Origin of the sequence: Akkermansia sp. AE01SA01, from assembly GCF_036417395.1 — a bacterium.
In the GTDB taxonomy this organism is placed as follows: Bacteria; Verrucomicrobiota; Verrucomicrobiia; order Verrucomicrobiales; family Akkermansiaceae; genus Akkermansia.
In genome coordinates this window covers 176,859-193,677 of sequence record NZ_CP143890.1, presented here as the reverse complement: position 1 = coordinate 193,677, position 16,819 = coordinate 176,859, and the positions used below count along the sequence as shown (strand labels likewise).

The window sequence follows — 16,819 nt, the reverse complement described above, 5'->3', positions numbered from 1 at the left end:
CATAAGCGTCTTTGGGAGTACACATTTGGTCACTGCTTCCCACGGTCGCTTTATCCTTCGTGAATCTCGCGTGGCGCAATCCGTGCAGCCGGGCTTGCGGCCCGTGCCCGGTTTTTTGCTTTTCGGTCGGAAATAGACCTCGGCAAAGAGAAGGAATTCCGGAGAAATCTTCCGAAGAGCTCCGGAACGGTGATTCGCTATTAATAAAAGGTAACCGGATCACGAAAAATCCCGGCATGGAGTACCGCCTGTATCGGCATTCAATTTTCGATGCCAATACAGGCCCAGATTCTACTCTCTCGTTACTTTCAAACGCAGGAAGCGGCGTTGCGGCGCATTTTCATCAATGGCCACCGTGTCCCGGTATTCTCCCTTGCTGCCTGCCGGAACTACCGTTTCCTCCTCATTCCAGGTCTTCAGGTCCGCGGAGCTTTCCACGCTGAAAACCACATCCACGGCTTCCGTATTGACCGGCCAGTCCAGCACCAGATATTCCTGGCTGCCCTCTTCCTTCCGCACCGTCAGCGTTGTTACACTGCCGCACGGTTTCAAAGGATCCAGGCCGGTAGCATACTTCATCAAATTGCTGATTCCGTCGCCTGCAGGGCTGGCTCCCGGAGCCATGTCGTCTTCCGTCGTTCCGGCGGGGAACTTATCCTTCTTCCACTTATCGTATCCGGTCAATGGCGGCGCGGCACTTTGAGTCAGCGTGAAGGTCCTTTGTTCGCCGTCACAGGTAATGGTCACAACTGCCGTACGATGTGTTTCCTGGCTATTGGCGTCCACGCTGACAGCCAGCGTAGCGGTACTGTTCCCGGAAGCGGGAATGACCGTGACCCAGGGCTGGTCGCAGGAAGCGGTCCAGGGAAGCTGGGTCTGCACGGTCAGCGTCGTCTCCGCAGCGGCAAAGCCCACGGCCTCCTCCGTTTTATCAATATTGAAAGGATTCACGTATTCATACGCAAACGCGCTGGCGGGGATCTCCTGCTTGGAAATGCCCGCATCGGCGCTTTCCCACTGCATGGAAAGGGAAGACGACGAACCCTGGCCCACATAGCCGATGCGGATCGGATGAACGCCCGCCGTAAGCTTGACCGTCTGTACGGCATTGGGCTGTACATCGCTGGAAACACCTTCCCGCGCATTGGAGGCAACTTCCGTTCCCGGCGTATAGGCATAATCCGCGTCAAGGAGCTGCATGTCGTGCAAATGGACAAAAGCCTTGGAACCTTTGTTGGAATCCGTTTTCAGGTAGAATTTATATTCCCCCGTAGCAGGCACGGTGAGATAACCGGTAAGTTCCACGCCCTTCTGGCCGGAAATTGCGGGGTTGACATCCAGCACGCCGGAAGCGCCCGTAGCTCCTGTGACGGCCGGGGCTTCCTCCATCTGGCGGAAATCCGGCACCCAGTCGAACCCGCGGTTCCACGCGCGCTGGCGCAACCGCCCCTGCCGGAGGTTGGAGGGAGGCGCGACGGGTGCAACGTAAGCAGTGTCAAAGTTCGTAGCTGCCGTGGGAGAAGGACGGCGCATGCGCAATGCCTGCGCCTTCATTTTCTCCTGAAGGTCCGGACGGGAGGAAGCCAAGTTGTTGGCCTCCTGCGGGTCCTTTTCCGTATCATAGATTTCAAAGTCCGTAGCGGGAGCGGCATTGCCCATCCGCAGGCCCTTGAAACCGTCCGCAAACACAATCTGCTGCTGCTGCCTGCCGCGGTTCCTGTGGGCCTGGAGGAAGTCACTGTAGCCCGGAGTATTTCCGCCGTAGGCATATTCCGTGTAAATGACGCCGGTTCTCTGGCGCTCCGGAACGCCTACCAGCGTGGGCAGCAGGGAAACGCCGTCACAGCGGGACGGAACGGGTACCCCCGCCACATCCGCGAAGGTGGCCATCCAGTCATGGAACTGGCTGGCGCCCAGGCTGATCCCGCTGGGAACCACTCCGGGCCAGCGCACCACCGCAGGCACGCGCATGCCGCCCTCCCAGCAGTCCCGCTTGATGCCGTCCATCATTCCATAACTCATGAAGTACCGCGGGTCTTGGGCCCCGTTGTTGTAATTACCTGAGCCCGACTCATTGTGGGGGCCGTTGTCGGAGGTGAACACGATCATCGTATTGCTGTCAAGGTTCAGCTCCTTGAGCAGCTGGATCATATCCTTCAGAACATCGTCCACGCGGCGGATCATCGTGGCGTGCCGGGATTCCGTCTTGCCGAAAACCGTGTGTTCCGGATAAATGTACGTATCCGGGCCAAAATCCCCCTGCACGCCAGTCCAGCCGTCCGCGGCGGTATTGCAGGCTTCATAGCCATCTTTCTTCTCCCATTGCAGGCCGCCGGTTTTTCCCAATCCCTCCGGATAGGCGCAGGCAGGAGCAGACAGGCAGCCGTGGGGGGCGGGGAAAGCCAGGTACAGGAAGAAAGGCTGTGAAGGGGCCTTTTCATGGTGCTCCATAATCCACTGCTTGGCCCGGGCGCCGAAGAGGTCCGTATCATAGGCGGTGCCGGGGACCTTGGCGCTGACGTTCGCCCACGCCGGGGCTGCGGACTGGTCATCATATTCGTAAATCTCCTGGGAACCCGCCGTCAAATAGTGGAAGTGGCCCGCCAGATGCTTGATGATTCCGTAAAAGTAGTCAAACCCGCGCATATGGGGCGCTCCGGTCAGCCCCTTGCCGCTTTGCCCTCCGCCGCCCACGCCCCATTTCCCGATGGCCGCCGTGTGGTAACCCGCGCCCTTCAGCAGCGTTCCCAGGGTGTGGGAGTTTTCAATGGGGTAGTCAAAGGTGTTGTTGCGCACCACGCGTGAGTGGCCCTGGTGCACGCCGAGAAGCAGTGAGGCGCGCGCCGGAGCGCACACCGGAGCGGCGCTGTAATGGCGCCGGAGCTGCATGCCTTCCGTAGCCATCGTATCCAGGGTCGGAGTCTTGAATTCATTCCTGCGCGTCACCTGGCGCCCGTTTTTATCCTGCTGCGTCCAGTTGACGCTCAGGTCCCCCCAGCCCATGTCATCCACCAGCACAAAGATGATGTTCGGCCTGGAGCCGGATACACCGGAAGGCATGGAAGGCTTTTCCGCCACATTCGTCACCAGGTTCAGCCTTCTGGAAGCGCGGTCATAGCTCCAGGAAACGGCTCCCTTCGGAAGGTCCTTCACGGTAATTTCCGCTTCCATCCCTTCCGCAAACTGCACCGTCAGCGTATGGCTTCCGGGCCATTCGGCAATCAGGTCTTCAAAAGACGAATCAAACAGGATGACGTATTCCTGCGCCTGCAGGGAGGAATTTTCCGGCGGCACGGCCCCGGCCTGCGGCACGCCGTCCAGGGCGGTCACATGGGAACGGCCCAAGGCCAGGGAAGAACTGGGAAGGGTAATGTCCCCTTTCACAGCGAGAGTGCCGCCCGGAGCATATGTAATCGTGCCGTTGAAATTTCCGCTTCCCGCCAGGGAACAATTCCCTTGAACGACCAGATTTACTTCCGGAACTTCTCCGTTAAAATCAACGGAGGAATTATTCAGGGTAATGGTGACGTTTTTCCCTACGGACTGAATTTCTCCCGGCTTGCCTTCCCTGTTCGTGTAGGTGATCCGGGCATCATCCAGAATCGTCTGCTTCAGCGTTCCCTGTGAACCTGAAACTCCGGATGTTCCGGAAAGAATCGCTTCAGCCTCCACTCCCGCTTCAGACATGTCCAGTGTGGAACTTTCCAGCATGATGGCCGTATTTTTCCCGATGTTCCATAAGCTGGAAACCTTTGCCGTAGTCCCGGAGAAAGTCACGGAAGAATTTTCCCGGGTAATCAGAGAGCCCTGATATAGGGCCATGCCCTCCAGTCGCGCGGCGTCCTCCACCGTAATCGTATTGCTCATTCCCCGGTCCGCCAGGTCCAGCGTGGGCGTTCCCTGCCCCGCACTCATCACGAAGCCGATCACGCCGGAAATATTGTTCAGCAGCATTCCCTCCCCGATGCGCACGGCGCCGGCGCCCGTCAGCGTTACCACCCGGGCGGCATCGTTTTCAGAAGTCAGGGAATAGAGACCGCCGACGGGGGCCGTTTCATCGCTCCCCACATAAAAACTGCGGCCCTCCTCCACATGCCAGGTCTGGTCCGAGGCTACGCGCAGCTGGGCAATCCCGAAATCCGCATTGTATCCCCCCGTGCTTGTATTTGATACAGTAATGCCGCCATCCTGGATACGAAGGTAAACCTTTTCGTTTGTATTCTTGATGAACAACTGAATTTTCCCTCCGGGCTGGTTATTGACACCCTCCACCCGGACACCCTTCAGATACCTTCCGTCGGAACCCAGGCCTCCCACGTCCGTTCTTCCCACGGAATCCGCTCCATTAGTGGTCATCCAGTGCGTGTAGGCAGAAGATTGGGCTCCCGGAGCAACTGACGGGCTCCAATTGGACAAGGTCCCCCAGGCATTTCCTCCCGTCCCTCTCCAGACATATTCTGCATCCTCTCCTTTTACAGGAGACAGAATCAGCAGGGAGGAAATCAGAGCGGATAAGAAGCGAAACATGAACATGGCAGTCAATGGAAAAAAGACCCCGGATGAAAAGGACCGGGACAGGAAATTCTAGCGGAGAAAACGGATTGGATGATGGCAACAAGCATCAGTTAAGCAAACAACATGTGAGAGTCCCGTTTGAAAGAAAAAAGCCGCCTGCTTCGGAAAATCCACAGGACGGCTTGATTAAATTTTGCTGAAATGGTCAGGCCCTGCGACGGCGCACCATCAATGCCGCCAGCCCCAGAAGTCCAAGGGACGCCGTGGCCGGTTCGGGAACCAGCTCCCCATTGATCTGAATGCCGGATAACCCTGCAAAACACCCCTTGTTATAGGCTTCATGCTGGGAAGCGTCAATCGTGATGGTCAGCGACTCTCCCGCCTTCAGAATAAAACCGTTGAAAAAATCATATCCTCCCGTTTTGGTCATGTTCCAGTTTCCTGAATTGGATCCATCCGTGGCAGCATTGAAAACAAGAGTTTGCGAACCGACACTATCTATGGAAAGGGCCAGGTTGATAGGCTTGTTGCTCAAGCCCGTAGTCGTGCCAATCCATCCGTCCTGGCCTGCTACTCCATTGCCCGTGTTCTGGGCAGCTCCACCGCCGGTCACCCCTATCATGGTCAGGTCAATGGAAGAAATCTGCATGTCCTGGGCAGCGGTGTTGGTAAACGTAAAGGACATGCTCCAGGAACCGCCGCTTGCCACATTGGAATTGGGAGTTACCACGGAGGACGGAATGGAACTCTGTCCCAGCAGATCTCCGCTTTGGCCTCCAGCCGGATTTCCTCCTTTGCTGAAAGAGGAAATGGAAGTGGGGCCTTCCAGCCCGTATCCAGACTCGTTATTAATCGTTACCGATCCAAGGCTGTTACCCGTCCGGTTGAATGTCGTCGTGCACAAGACCGCCGCCTGAGCCGATGCCGCAGCCAGGGCAAGAGATGAGAGCAGGAACAAAGTTTTCTTCATGATACTGCAAGTGTAAGTTAAAGTGCCAAAGAGTCAGCCTCATCTTCTTAGCGGATTGCAAATTCGAAGTCAACATGTTTTTTTCAGACAAAACGATTTATAAGGATTAACCCTGAGAAAATAGTCAGATTACCCAAGTCTAGTTTTTCATTTTATCAATATTCATGTTACTTTATTATTAAGTAATTATATCATTCATCGGACAAGGCTTCTCCTTGGACGAATTTGCAATCCGCTCAGATTATCTGGAAATTGACGTTGTGTTTCTTTTCATTTTCCGGGCAAAAAATCCGGAATCTACAGATCAATAACGTCTTGCCAGAATGCAATGGAAAAGTTACGTTTCACACGCGGACGGCCTCTTGTTATTTCTGCCCGGGAGTCCTCCTTTTCAACATGAACGGTTACTGCTACTTCATTCTGGGAATGCTGGTCCTGGCGGCCGGCTATTTTACGTACGGCCGCGTGCTGGAGCGGATTTTCCAGCCGGACTCGGAACGCCGGACACCGGCCGTGGCGTACACGGACGGCGTGGATTACGTGGTCATGCCGCGCTGGCGCATCTTCCTGATTCAATTGCTGAACATCGCAGGGCTGGGCCCCATTTTCGGAGCCGTGATGGGGGTGCTGTACGGCCCCGCCGCCCTGCTCTGGATCGTGTTCGGCTGCATCTTCGGCGGCATGGTGCACGACTATTTCTCCGGCATGATCTCCCTGCGGCACAAGGGGGAGAACCTTCCGGAAATCCTGGGCCGCTATCTGGGAAGCCAGGCCCAGTGGATCAGCCGCGCGGCCTGCATTGTGTTCAGTGTGCTGGTGGGGGTGGTATTCGCCGTGGGGCCTGCCGCCATTCTGGCCCCGATGACGGGGTGGAGCGTCTCCACATGGGTCTGGATCATCTTCGGCTACTACTTTCTGGCTACCATTCTGCCCATCCAGGCCATCATGGGGCGGGTGTACCCCCTGTTTTCCGTAGCGCTGATCATCATGGTGGCCGGCATTCTGGGCGTGATGCTGCTGATGCCCTTTGCGGAATCCATGCCGTACTGGATGCACATTCCCCGCATGGAGGTGCTGCCGGACATGGACTTTTTCCACAACCTCCACCCGGCGGACTTCCCGCTGTTCCCGGTCATGTTCATCACGATTGCCTGCGGAGCCGTGAGCGGCTTCCACGCCACCCAGTCCCCCCTGATGGCCCGCTGCCTGAAAACGGAAAAGGAAGGCCTGCCCGTCTTCGGCGGAGCCATGATTACGGAAGGCGTCATCGCCTTCATCTGGGCCGCAGCCGCCCTGACCTTCTACGGTTCTCCGGAGGCGCTGGGCATAGCTACCGCCAACGGGAAAGCCCCTGCCCTGGCCATCCAGATGATTTCGGAATCCTGGATGGGGCACGCAGGTTCCATTCTGGTGATGATCGGCGTCGTGATCCTGCCCATCAGCACGGGAGACGGAGCCCTGCGGGTAACGCGCCTGATGATTGCCGACTGCTTCAAGCTGAACCAGGAGCAGTTGAGCCGCCGCCTGATGATCGCTATCCCCCTGTTTGCCGTGGCCATCGCCGTGAGCAGCATGGATTACAACATTATCTGGCAGTACTTCGGCTGGGCAAACCAGCTCCTGGCGGCATCCACGCTGTGGGCTGTCTCCATCTATCTGCGCAGCAAAACCCGCTGCTGCTGGATAGCCGCCGTTCCCGCCGCGTTCCTGAGCCTGGTCGTCTTCCAATACCTGTTTTCCAGCCCGGAAATGTGCGGGTTCGGTTATGAGGCGTCGCTTATCGCCAGCGTCGTGGCGGTAGCCGTTATCGGTGTTCTCTGCCTGTTCCGCAGCTCCGGGCTGAGGGAATCGGAAGAAATTGCATAAAATACCGGAAGCCAAAACGGGAGGTCCCATGAGCTGAAGGTACGGAGCCTCCCTTCTGCGTCCTTCCACAGCATCTCCCCCGGGAGCGGCATCCCTTCCACCTACAGCCCCCGGATACTGATGACCCCCTGGGATGCGGCCCCTTGGGCTCTTCCGGCTTGCCAGCAACACGGGGAAAAGTTAAGCTCCGCGGACAGGCGCCCTTTGCCGGGCCGCCCTGCCTGGTCCGGAATCCCGTACTGAATCCAGAAAAACGGAGGAACCAAGCATATGATTTCATGAAACATGACTCCCACACCCCCGGACCGGTTGACAAGGTGCCCTGGGGCGCCTTCTGGCGGCTCGTGCTGATCCAGGCGCAGAACTCCTTCAACGAAAAGGGGGCCCAGTTCCTGCTGATTCCCCTGGGCGTATGGCTGTACGGTACGCAGGGAGACCTGGAATATCCGCTGGGGGCCATCATTGTTCTTCCCTTCATCCTGTTTTCTCCCTTTGTCGGGTGGCTGTCCGACCGCTTCTGCAAGGCTCGCATCATTCAATCCATGGCCATTCTCCAAATCTGCGTGCTGGGGGGAATGTACTGGAGCCTGCGCTCCCACAACCTGAACGGAGCCATCCTGTGGTTCTGCGTCTTTGCCTTGCAGGCCACCATTTTCAGTCCGTCAAAAAAGGGAATCGTGAAGGACATTGTGGGAACCTCCCGCATGGGATTTGCCAGCGGCATTGTGGAAATGGCCTCCATCCTCAGCCTGCTGATCGGCCAGATAGGCGTCTTCGTCTGGTTCCGCTACCTGCTGGAACCCTCCACGGACACCGTCTGGCACCATCTGCTGGGGGAGGGCTTCTTCCAATGGTTTGACGCCTGGCTGAAACCCTCCGGCCTCAACGACGGCTGGTACGCAGCTTCCTTCCCGTGCCTGGTGTTCCTTCTGCTGGCCATTCCTGTGGCAATTTCCAGCTTCTACCTTCCCCGGTACGCTCCGGAAGGATTCAGGTCCTTTTCCTGGTCCCTGTTCTACGAACACTTCCACCAGCTTTCCAAAATGTGGAAAAACAGGAACTTGCGCGTCAGCGAAATGGGCATAGGGTACTTCTGGTTCTTCGGGGGCACCGTGATGCTGATGACCATTCAGATGGCCAAGGAAATCTCCGGAGGAAGCGACGATTTCAGCTCCGTAGGGGCTGTGCTGATGGCCTGGATGAGCGGCGGTACCGTACTGGGGGGGATCCTGGCCTCCCTGATGTGCAGGAACCACATCCGCATGAAAGTGTCCGTGGCGGGGGGGACGCTGATGACATTGAGCTGCCTGGCCCTTTCCACGGTCTCCATGACCTCATCCGTCTTCTACGCCCTGCTGATGGCGGCCGGCATCTCCGCCGCCCTGTTCCTGGTACCGCTGAACGCTTTCTTTCAAGACCGGGCGGACAACGACAAGCGCGGCGACATGATTGCCGCCGGAAACCTGGTGGACTGTGTTCTGGGTCTTGCGGCCGTGGGATTCCAGTACGCCATGATGCTGGTCATCCCCCCATCCTGGCAGTTCGTCGTGATGGGCGTCCTGAGCCTGTGCATGACCTGGCTGATCTTCCGTTTTTCCCGTGCAGCCGGGGGAGTAGTATGAAAAATCATTTAAAAACAGCATATTGAGATTAAAAATGCCTTTGATGCCTCTGATCCCCCGCTTCCAATTCCCGTTGGCGTGCGGCACTCTCCCGCCAGGGCACGCGATTTACTTGCAAACCGGCCTCTCTTAGGGCAACATGGGGGAACAACAAGAAGCCATGAAAAAGTATTTTACCCTTCTGCTGTGTTCCTTGTGCGCCCTGGCGGCCTTTACGGCCTGCGCCGACTCCACCGCCGGACTCAAGGACGTGAAAGTAGTCATGTCCACCACCAAGGGGGACATTGAACTGGCCCTCTATCCCTCCAAGGCACCCGTTACTGTCGCCAACTTCCTGAACCTCATTAACAGGGGCTATTACAAGGGAGTAACCTTCCACCGCGTGATTCCGGACTTCATGATCCAGGGAGGCGATCCCCAGGGCACGGGCATGGGCGGTCCCGGCTATGAGTTTGAAGACGAATTCTCCCCCGACCTCAAACACGACGGTCCCGGTATCCTTTCCATGGCAAACCGCGGTCCCCGGACCAACGGCTCCCAGTTCTTCATCACCCACGTGGCTACGCCCCATCTTGACGGACGCCATACCGTCTTCGGGAAAGTGCTGAAAGGGCAAGCCGTCGTCAACGCCATTGCCCGCGGAGACAAAATCAAGGACATCCGCATTCTGGACAAGGCCGAGGCAGACGCCGTTCTGAAAGTGGAAGCCGCCCGGGTGGCCGAGTGGAACAAGACGCTGGACGCACAGAAGTAATTCATGCCGACCGTCCCGTATTGCCCCTCCCATGGCTCCCAACATCTTCACCCGGCTGATCGACTACATTTCCATACCCAGGGAAGTGGAGGCAACGCCGGAAAACCTGGCCAAATGGGAGAAAAGGGCGCCCGGCTGGGTAATGCACTGCAACAAGTGCGGTCTGGAAGAACCCTTCGGGAAATACGGCATCCTTTACAAATCATCCGGCAGGAAGAGGAACTTCGGCCGTTGCCCCCGGTGCCGCAAATGGTCCTGGCTTGTCATTGACAAAAGAAAGGAACTGTAACATCTCTTCCCCATCATTCATCAAACATACTTATCCATTCCACCAAACAATTATTTATTTTTATGAAAACACTCATTAAAAACGCACGCATCATTTCCCCCGGCATCGACCTGCCCGGGGCAGCCGTGGAAATCGAAGGAACGGTCATCACCGCCGTTTATCCCGCCGGGAGCGAACTTCCCGCGGCGGACAAGGTGGTGGACGCGGAAGGCAAGATGCTCCTTCCCGGATTCATCGACATCCACAGCCACGGTGCCGGCGGCTGCGATACCTGCGACGCCAAGCTGGAAAGCCTGCGCACCATCGCGGAATGCAAAATGAAGGAAGGCGTCACCTCCTGGCTGCCGACCACCCTCACCCTGTCTCCCAAGGTGCTGGAAAACGTGTGCGCCTCCGTAGCGGAATACATGAAGAACCAGGAATTTGCGAAAACCCCCGGCGTTCATCTGGAAGGGCCGTTCATCAATCCCAAGTGCTGCGGTGCGCAAAACCCCGCCTTTGTCCGCCAGCCGGACTATGATGAAGTAGCCAATCTCAATTCCATCGCCAGGGTGCTGCTGGTCTCCCTGGCGCCGGAAATGCCCGGCGCCGTGGACTTCATTTCGAAAGCATCCGCCGCAGGCATCCGCTGCTCCGCCGGCCACAGCGCGGCTACCCACGAGGATTTCAACAAGGCGAAAGCCGCCGGCCTGGTCCACCTGACCCACTACTGCAACCAAATGTCCCCCCTGCACCACCGTGAAATCGGCCTCGTGGGTTCCGGGCTGCTGGACAGGGAAATCAAGATCGAAATCATTTGCGACACCATCCACCTCTGCGCGGACATGCTCAAAACCGTATTCAAGAACAAGGAAACGGACCAGATGATGATGATCACGGACTCCCTGGCCTGCTCCTGGATGCCGGACGGCCCCGGCGATCTCGGCGGCCTGCCCATCATCGTGAAGGACGGCGTGGCCCGCTTGCAGGAATCCGGCGCCCTGGCCGGCAGCACCCTCAAATATGCCCACGGCCTGAAAAATGTACACCGCCTCACCGGCAAGCCCCTCAGCGAGCTGGTCAAGGCTACCTCCTGGAACCAGGCCCAGTCCCTGGGACTGGAAGGCCTCGGCAAGATCGCGCCCGGCTTCACGGCGGACATGGTCCTGCTGGACGATGATTTCAACACCTCCAGGGTGTTCATCGACGGCGTAGAAAAATACAGCGCCTGAATGCGCACACTTGTGTGATGGAGCGGCAAAGCCGCTCCATCACACAGCACTTTCCCATATTCCAACATTCAATATTCACTCTCCATGGCCATTACCATTGAAATGCCCCGCCTTTCCGATTCCATGCACGAAGGCATCGTCCTGAGATGGATCAAAAAAATAGGAGACTTTGTGGAAGTGGGAGACCACCTGGCCGACATCGAAACGGAAAAGGCCCACGTGGAACTTCAGGCATGCGAGGACGGAACCCTGACGGAAATCCTGGTGCCGGAAGGCGCCACAGCCGCCGTGGGCACTCCCATTGCCCTGCTGCAATCGGAATTCGGTGCGGCCTCCTGTGACTGTCCCCTTTCCTCCCCCGCGGTAAAATTCAGTCCTCTGGCCGCCAAACTGGCGGCGGAAGCCGGGATGGACCCCGCCAGCCTGCACGGCACCGGTCCGCACGCCAGAATCATGGCGGCGGACGTACGCGCCGCAGTCCGTAGGACCGAAGGCCCAGCCCGGAAGGTACAGACCCCTCTTGCACCGAAGGATACGCGCCATGCTACGCGCGTGGACAACTTTTATCTTTATACCCTGGGCGCCAACATGTCCTACCTGGCCGCCATCAGCACGCCCATTGCCGTCCAGTGTGAAAAACTCATCGGGGGGCGCTACAGCCTGTTCGACTACGTCGTGCGCGCCGCCGTAAAGGCATGCCTCAGCGAACCGGAATGGCTGGCGGGAGACGCTTCCGCGGAACTGCTCATGGTGCTGGACAAGGGAGAGAAATACGTTCTCATTGAAAACGCCGGCGCCAAGACCATCTACAACATTGCCATGGAACGGTTCGCCGCACCCAAATCCGGTGCTCCCGCTCCGGGGACCGTGGCGCCCAACATCCTGCTCTGCGACAGCGGCGTGAATGTGGAAGCCCAGCGCTCCGTCATACGCGACATGCCCCACAGCATCATCAGCATCGGAGGCACGACACCAAAAACGGGCATTGAAGCGGGACGCCCCGTTTCCAAACTCATCCTGCCCGTCACCCTGTACGTGAACGCCAACATCCTTCCGGAATGCAAGGCGTCCAAAATCGCCGCCGAATTCAAGACCCTGCTGGAAAACCCGGTCTTGCTGCTCCTGTAGAGGCTGCCTGTTTCCTTGAACATTCCATCCTGCCATTCTGTCTTACCAAGCATGAAAAAAGTCGCCATTCTTGCCGCACCCGGATTTGAAGAAATCGAACTCATTGCCCCGCTGGACATCCTGCGCCGGCTGAATATGGAAGTCCTGCTTGCCGGCGTACAATCAGACAAGGTGGTTAGCACCCACGACGTAACCGTCACTACGGACACCATGCTGGACAAGCTCCACGCTGACAAGCTGGATGCCCTGGTTCTGCCCGGCGGCGCAGGCTCCTGGATCCTGCGGGATACGCCGGAAGTCATTCATCTGGTAAAGAAAATGAATGAAGCGGGCAAACTGGTGGCCGCCATCTGCGCCGCTCCCATCGTTCTGGCAAAAGCCGGACTGGTCAAGGACAAGGACGTCACGGCCTACCCGGCCCAGGACGTCTACCGGGAACTCAACGAGGCTGGGGCCCACATCATCAAGGATGAAAATGTGGTTCTGGACGGCAACGTGCTCACCGCTAACGGCCCCGGAGCCGCCATGCTCTTCGGCTACTCCATCGGGGAATACCTGGGAGAAGACCTCCAGGTGGCCCAGCTCAAGGAGCAAATGTGCTACACCGGGGTGTAATTCCCGGTAGCAGGAACAGCGGGCGCACGGCAGAAAACCAAAAAGGCCATGTTCTCTTGCGGAAGAGTATTCCTCAGGATAAACTGGACATTAGGGACTTGAGGCGGTAGTACCGTCCGCGCCTGCCACTGCATGCCGACATGAACCTGTTGTAAATTCCAACAACCGGATTGGCTTTCACAGGCTCTGTGCGCAAAAGGCGGCAAAAAGCGCGGTCCCACTTGTTTAATCCCGCAGGGTTCGCCCCTGCTTCCATGCCGCACAGCCATTCCCGGTAGCGTTGCACCAAGGCCCGGCTTTCCTGCTTATCCAGCTTTTGGAAAATTTCCTCTCCGGAGGTGACGTGGGACAACAAATAGCGTTTCATGACATGGGCCAGCCATCCCCGACTCACGGCGGTATCCAGCCAGCCGATCTGCTTCCAGTAGGCGGTTACGTACTCCAGTCGGTCCATATCCAAGGAATAGGGACATCTCTGTTCTTCCCACGCATAGGAAACGGTACCTTTCCTTTTCCTCCGGTACCAGTACAGCCGGTCAGGTATCACAGCGAAGCACCGGGCATGGGACAGTACCATCAGCCAGAATACGTCATCCTCACCCCTTCTGAAAGAAGGTTCAAAACGAACTCCGCATTGATTCAGGAATTCCTTTTTATACAACTTGTTGCATGTGACGACATCCATCTTCATCCAGACGGAATCCGCATGGAAAAAACTTGACCGCGCCTCCTTCTCCACACCGAAACCGGGGGACCTGCTCAACTCTTCCAGCACGGAGCCGTTTTCATCGGAAAAACTGGTATATCCGCAAGCCACAACATCAGCATCATGCGTGCAAATTTCCTCCATCAGACGGCCATACATGGAATGTTCCATATAATCATCCGGGTCGGCAAACGCGATGTATTCGCCAGAAGCCATATCCATGCCAACATTACGGGCTGAAGCTTGGCCGCCGTTTTCCCGGTCAACCACCCGGATGCGGCCGTCTCTTGCCGCCCACGAATGAAGCACAGCCGACGTTTCATCCGTGGAACCGTCATTGATACAGATGATTTCCACAGACTTCCAGGTTTGATGGACCAGGCTTTCCAGGCACTGGTCCAGATACGGAGCTACATTATAGCAAGGCAAAATAATGGAAACCGTACCATTTATGGAAGATTCAACTCTCATCATTCAGATCTTCATGCCCTTTACCGGCGGTAGCTTCTACGACCGCAGTTTTTTCCTCCGCTGCCCTTCCGGAAGAGACAGCCTCCGGCATACTTCGTAATAGCGGCCGCGGCGTCCACGGCACTGGGAAAGGAACTTCCACCACGCGCGTGCCAACCATCCTGCTCCTTCAGGAGGAGAGGCAAGCAAGCGGCAAAAAGCAAAATCCCATTTCCCCAAGGACCGGTAAGCATCCATGTTTCCCACCATCTCAAACCACTTCCGGCATCTGTCGCGGAGCAAGGCCCACTCCGCCTCACTCAACTGCGGCAGAGGATAATCCTGGGCCAGAAAATGGCCCAGCAAATAAACCCGCAATGCCTGGGAAACCCAGCCCTGAGCCAGCCCGGAATCCAGCCAGCCGACTTTCTTCCAATACTCCGTCGCATGCATCAACCGTTCCACGGCAATCATGAAAGGGGCTCCCCGCTCGTCCCACGAGGAGGAAATGGAACCTTCCCGCTGCCTGCGGTACCAGTACAGGCGGTCCGGAATCACAGCTACGCGGGTTGCATGCGGCAGCAGCATCAGGCAAAAAACATCATCCTCCGCGGCCCGGAACGAAGTTTCAAACCGGAGATGGTGCCTGTTTAAAAAGTCTTTCCTGTACAACTTGTTCCAGACGACGACATCCGTCCGCATCCAGAGGGCGTTCAAATGGAATAAACTGGATTTTACGTTTTCCTCCACTCCGGCTGCCGGAGACTGGCACCATTTTTCCAGCAATTTTCCATCATGGTCGGAAAAACATGCATAGCCGCACGCCGTGATATCCGTCTCATGCCTGCGGGCCTCTTCCAGCAGGCGAGCATACATGGAATGTTCCACGTAGTCGTCCGGATCCACAAAGCCGATGTATTCCCCTTCAGCTGCGTCCATCCCGGTGTTGCGCGCGGCTCCCTGTCCGCCGTTTTCGCGGTCAATGATCCGGATACGGCTGTCCCGCTGCGCCCATTCCCTTAAAAGGGCCGGGGTATCATCCGTGGACCCGTCGTTCACGCAGATAATTTCAATATCTGGCAACGTCTGGTTCACCAGACTGTCCAGGCAGACATCCAGATAGGGAGCTACATTATAACAGGGAACAATAATGGATACGGCAGCAATCATGGGATATCAGAAATGGCCTTTTCATTTGCGGGTGCTTAAAAGCATCTTCAGGGTATAATAATGGCCACGGCGCCCACGGCGGCGGGAAAGAAATTTCCACCACATGCGGAGTATCCAGTACGGAGTTTTTGCGGGTTGGGACAATAGACGGCAAAACGCTGTCTCCCATTTATCCAATATCTGCAACCTGTCCACCTTGCCCCCAGCCAGCGCAAACCACTCCTGAAATTTTCTGTGGAAAGCCCGCCATTCCTCCTTGCTTAAAAGGGGAAACGGCTTACGTACGGGCACCAGGCGCTGCAACAGGTAACACCGCAGGAAATAAACTACCCACCCTCTTTCCAGTCCGGATTCCAGCCATCCGCATTTTTTCCAGTAAACGGTAGCACATGCCAGACGATCTATCAAAAGAAGAACGGGGGCCCCTTCTTCTTCCCATTTCAGGGAAAGAGCGCCCTCCCTCCCCTTCCTGTACCAGTATAAACGGTCGGGAATTACTGCCAGGCTGGAAACATGCGCCAGCAGCATTAGCCAGAATAGAACGTCCTCCGCCTGCCTGCAGGAAGGTTCAAAGCAGAGGCTGTTTCTTTCCAGAAACTCTCTCTTATATAGCTTGTTCCAAGCGACTATATCCATTCTTTCACAGGCAGACCGTGATCCAAATACACTTGACTGTGCATCTTCCTCCACTCCGAAGTCCGGCGAGATATTCCACTTCTCAAAAACCTTCCCGCCATGAACTGAAAAGCACGTATAACCACATGCCACGACATCCGAGTCATGCCTGCGGGCTTCTTCCAGCAGACGGGCATACATGGAATGTTCCACGTAGTCGTCCGGGTCCACAAAGCCGATGTATTCCCCGGACGCCAACTCCATGCCGGTATTACGGGCCACGGAAAGACCACCGTTTTCCCGGTCAATCACCCGTACACGGCTGTCCCGTTCCTCCCAGGCGCGCAATAAGGCAGGGGTATCATCCGTGGATCCGTCGTTCACGCAAATAATTTCAATATCCTGGAGGGTTTGGTGCACCAAGCTGTCCATGCACGCATCCAGATAGGGAGCTACATTATAACAAGGAACAATGATGGATACAGTTACCGCATGCAATGCAATCTCCATGTAACGGATTAGAAATCCGAAGTCAAACCAAACAGCCGGACAGAAAAGGGCATACGCATTGCCAGACGCATGTTCCTGAAAAAAGATTTTCCTATGAGCTTCTTTCCAGAATTTAACATAATTGTTTTATTAACAACTGGTAATCAACCTTGGGAAAAATCGAAAACAACCTTCCGGATTTCTAATCCGTATAATTAATTCCGTATCATGAGCGTTTTTACCGCAGAAGTTGTCCTATGCTGTGAATAACGGAAAAAGCAGTTGCAGACGTGTTTTTTACGCTTCCTCCCCAGCGCACCGGAATTCATCCTCATCATGAAATTGAAACTTCCTTCTTCCACCATTCCCTGCATAAGGATTCTTCAAAGGCACCGGAACCTCTCCTCATTCCACCCATT

The 16,819-nt window shown here is 56.4% G+C and carries 12 protein-coding genes; 7 read left to right on the top strand and 5 right to left on the bottom strand.

Features of this window, described 5'->3' with window-relative positions:
* Positions 1-291: 291 nt before the first annotated feature.
* Together V3C19_RS00775 and V3C19_RS00770 are read right to left on the bottom strand one after the other, a co-directional pair.
* Positions 292-4,527 carry a sulfatase-like hydrolase/transferase gene (locus tag V3C19_RS00775; RefSeq protein WP_295934487.1) on the bottom strand — a complete coding sequence of 1,412 codons (4,236 nt, stop codon included), beginning with the start codon at positions 4,525-4,527 and terminating at the stop codon, positions 292-294.
* A gap of 193 nt (positions 4,528-4,720) precedes the next feature.
* A complete protein-coding gene (locus tag V3C19_RS00770; protein WP_295934489.1) occupies positions 4,721-5,485 on the bottom strand; it encodes a PEP-CTERM sorting domain-containing protein in 765 nt (254 codons plus the stop codon).
* Positions 5,486-5,881: 396 nt separating this feature from the next.
* Between V3C19_RS00770 and V3C19_RS00765 the strand changes: the two genes are divergently transcribed.
* The 7 genes from V3C19_RS00765 to V3C19_RS00735 all read left to right on the top strand — a co-directional run bounded on the left by V3C19_RS00765 (position 5,882) and on the right by V3C19_RS00735 (position 12,970).
* Positions 5,882-7,351, top strand: coding sequence for a carbon starvation CstA family protein (locus V3C19_RS00765; RefSeq protein WP_295934491.1), 1,470 nt, complete (start codon positions 5,882-5,884; stop codon positions 7,349-7,351).
* A 278-nt stretch (positions 7,352-7,629) separates the two neighbouring features.
* A complete protein-coding gene (locus tag V3C19_RS00760) occupies positions 7,630-8,973 on the top strand; it encodes an MFS transporter (protein ID WP_295934493.1) in 1,344 nt (447 codons plus the stop codon).
* A gap of 160 nt (positions 8,974-9,133) precedes the next feature.
* Positions 9,134-9,727, top strand: coding sequence for a peptidylprolyl isomerase (locus V3C19_RS00755; RefSeq protein ID WP_295934495.1), 594 nt, complete (start codon positions 9,134-9,136; stop codon positions 9,725-9,727).
* A gap of 31 nt (positions 9,728-9,758) precedes the next feature.
* The gene (locus V3C19_RS00750) at positions 9,759-10,016 is read left to right on the top strand and encodes a hypothetical protein (RefSeq protein WP_130084372.1); all 258 of its coding nucleotides are present in this window, start codon (positions 9,759-9,761) and stop codon (positions 10,014-10,016) included.
* A 62-nt stretch (positions 10,017-10,078) separates the two neighbouring features.
* The gene (gene nagA / locus V3C19_RS00745; protein WP_295934497.1) at positions 10,079-11,227 is read left to right on the top strand and encodes an N-acetylglucosamine-6-phosphate deacetylase; all 1,149 of its coding nucleotides are present in this window, start codon (positions 10,079-10,081) and stop codon (positions 11,225-11,227) included.
* 84 nt (positions 11,228-11,311) lie between these two features.
* The gene (locus V3C19_RS00740; RefSeq protein WP_295934499.1) at positions 11,312-12,355 is read left to right on the top strand and encodes a biotin/lipoyl-containing protein; all 1,044 of its coding nucleotides are present in this window, start codon (positions 11,312-11,314) and stop codon (positions 12,353-12,355) included.
* 51 nt (positions 12,356-12,406) lie between these two features.
* Positions 12,407-12,970, top strand: a complete 564-nt coding sequence (locus V3C19_RS00735) for a DJ-1 family glyoxalase III (RefSeq protein WP_295934501.1) — start codon at positions 12,407-12,409, stop codon at positions 12,968-12,970.
* 73 nt (positions 12,971-13,043) lie between these two features.
* Here the strand turns inward: V3C19_RS00735 and V3C19_RS00730 are convergent, their stop codons facing one another.
* The 3 genes from V3C19_RS00730 to V3C19_RS00720 are packed head-to-tail and all read right to left on the bottom strand — an operon-like array spanning position 13,044 to position 16,421.
* Complete coding sequence (locus tag V3C19_RS00730; protein WP_302389224.1) at positions 13,044-14,150, bottom strand: glycosyltransferase; 1,107 nt, start codon at positions 14,148-14,150, stop codon at positions 13,044-13,046.
* 33 nt (positions 14,151-14,183) lie between these two features.
* Positions 14,184-15,296, bottom strand: a complete 1,113-nt coding sequence (locus V3C19_RS00725; RefSeq protein ID WP_295934503.1) for a glycosyltransferase — start codon at positions 15,294-15,296, stop codon at positions 14,184-14,186.
* Between the two features lie 21 nt (positions 15,297-15,317).
* Positions 15,318-16,421 (bottom strand): glycosyltransferase, encoded by a 1,104-nt coding sequence (locus V3C19_RS00720; protein WP_295934505.1) that lies wholly within the window; start codon positions 16,419-16,421, stop codon positions 15,318-15,320.
* Between the last annotated feature and the right edge of the window lie 398 nt (positions 16,422-16,819).

Bases quoted from the DNA above. Each gene is read 5' to 3' on its own strand.
- V3C19_RS00775 (WP_295934487.1), bottom strand. From the start codon at position 4,527: ATGTTTCGCTTCTTATCCGCTCTGATTTCCTCCCTGCTGATTCTGTCT.
- V3C19_RS00770 (WP_295934489.1), bottom strand. From the start codon at position 5,485: ATGAAGAAAACTTTGTTCCTGCTCTCATCTCTTGCCCTGGCTGCGGCA.
- V3C19_RS00765 (WP_295934491.1), top strand. From the start codon at position 5,882: ATGAACGGTTACTGCTACTTCATTCTGGGAATGCTGGTCCTGGCGGCC.
- V3C19_RS00760 (WP_295934493.1), top strand. From the start codon at position 7,630: ATGAAACATGACTCCCACACCCCCGGACCGGTTGACAAGGTGCCCTGG.
- V3C19_RS00755 (WP_295934495.1), top strand. From the start codon at position 9,134: ATGAAAAAGTATTTTACCCTTCTGCTGTGTTCCTTGTGCGCCCTGGCG.
- V3C19_RS00750 (WP_130084372.1), top strand. From the start codon at position 9,759: ATGGCTCCCAACATCTTCACCCGGCTGATCGACTACATTTCCATACCC.
- nagA (WP_295934497.1), top strand. From the start codon at position 10,079: ATGAAAACACTCATTAAAAACGCACGCATCATTTCCCCCGGCATCGAC.
- V3C19_RS00740 (WP_295934499.1), top strand. From the start codon at position 11,312: ATGGCCATTACCATTGAAATGCCCCGCCTTTCCGATTCCATGCACGAA.
- V3C19_RS00735 (WP_295934501.1), top strand. From the start codon at position 12,407: ATGAAAAAAGTCGCCATTCTTGCCGCACCCGGATTTGAAGAAATCGAA.
- V3C19_RS00730 (WP_302389224.1), bottom strand. From the start codon at position 14,150: ATGATGAGAGTTGAATCTTCCATAAATGGTACGGTTTCCATTATTTTG.
- V3C19_RS00725 (WP_295934503.1), bottom strand. From the start codon at position 15,296: ATGATTGCTGCCGTATCCATTATTGTTCCCTGTTATAATGTAGCTCCC.
- V3C19_RS00720 (WP_295934505.1), bottom strand. From the start codon at position 16,421: ATGGAGATTGCATTGCATGCGGTAACTGTATCCATCATTGTTCCTTGT.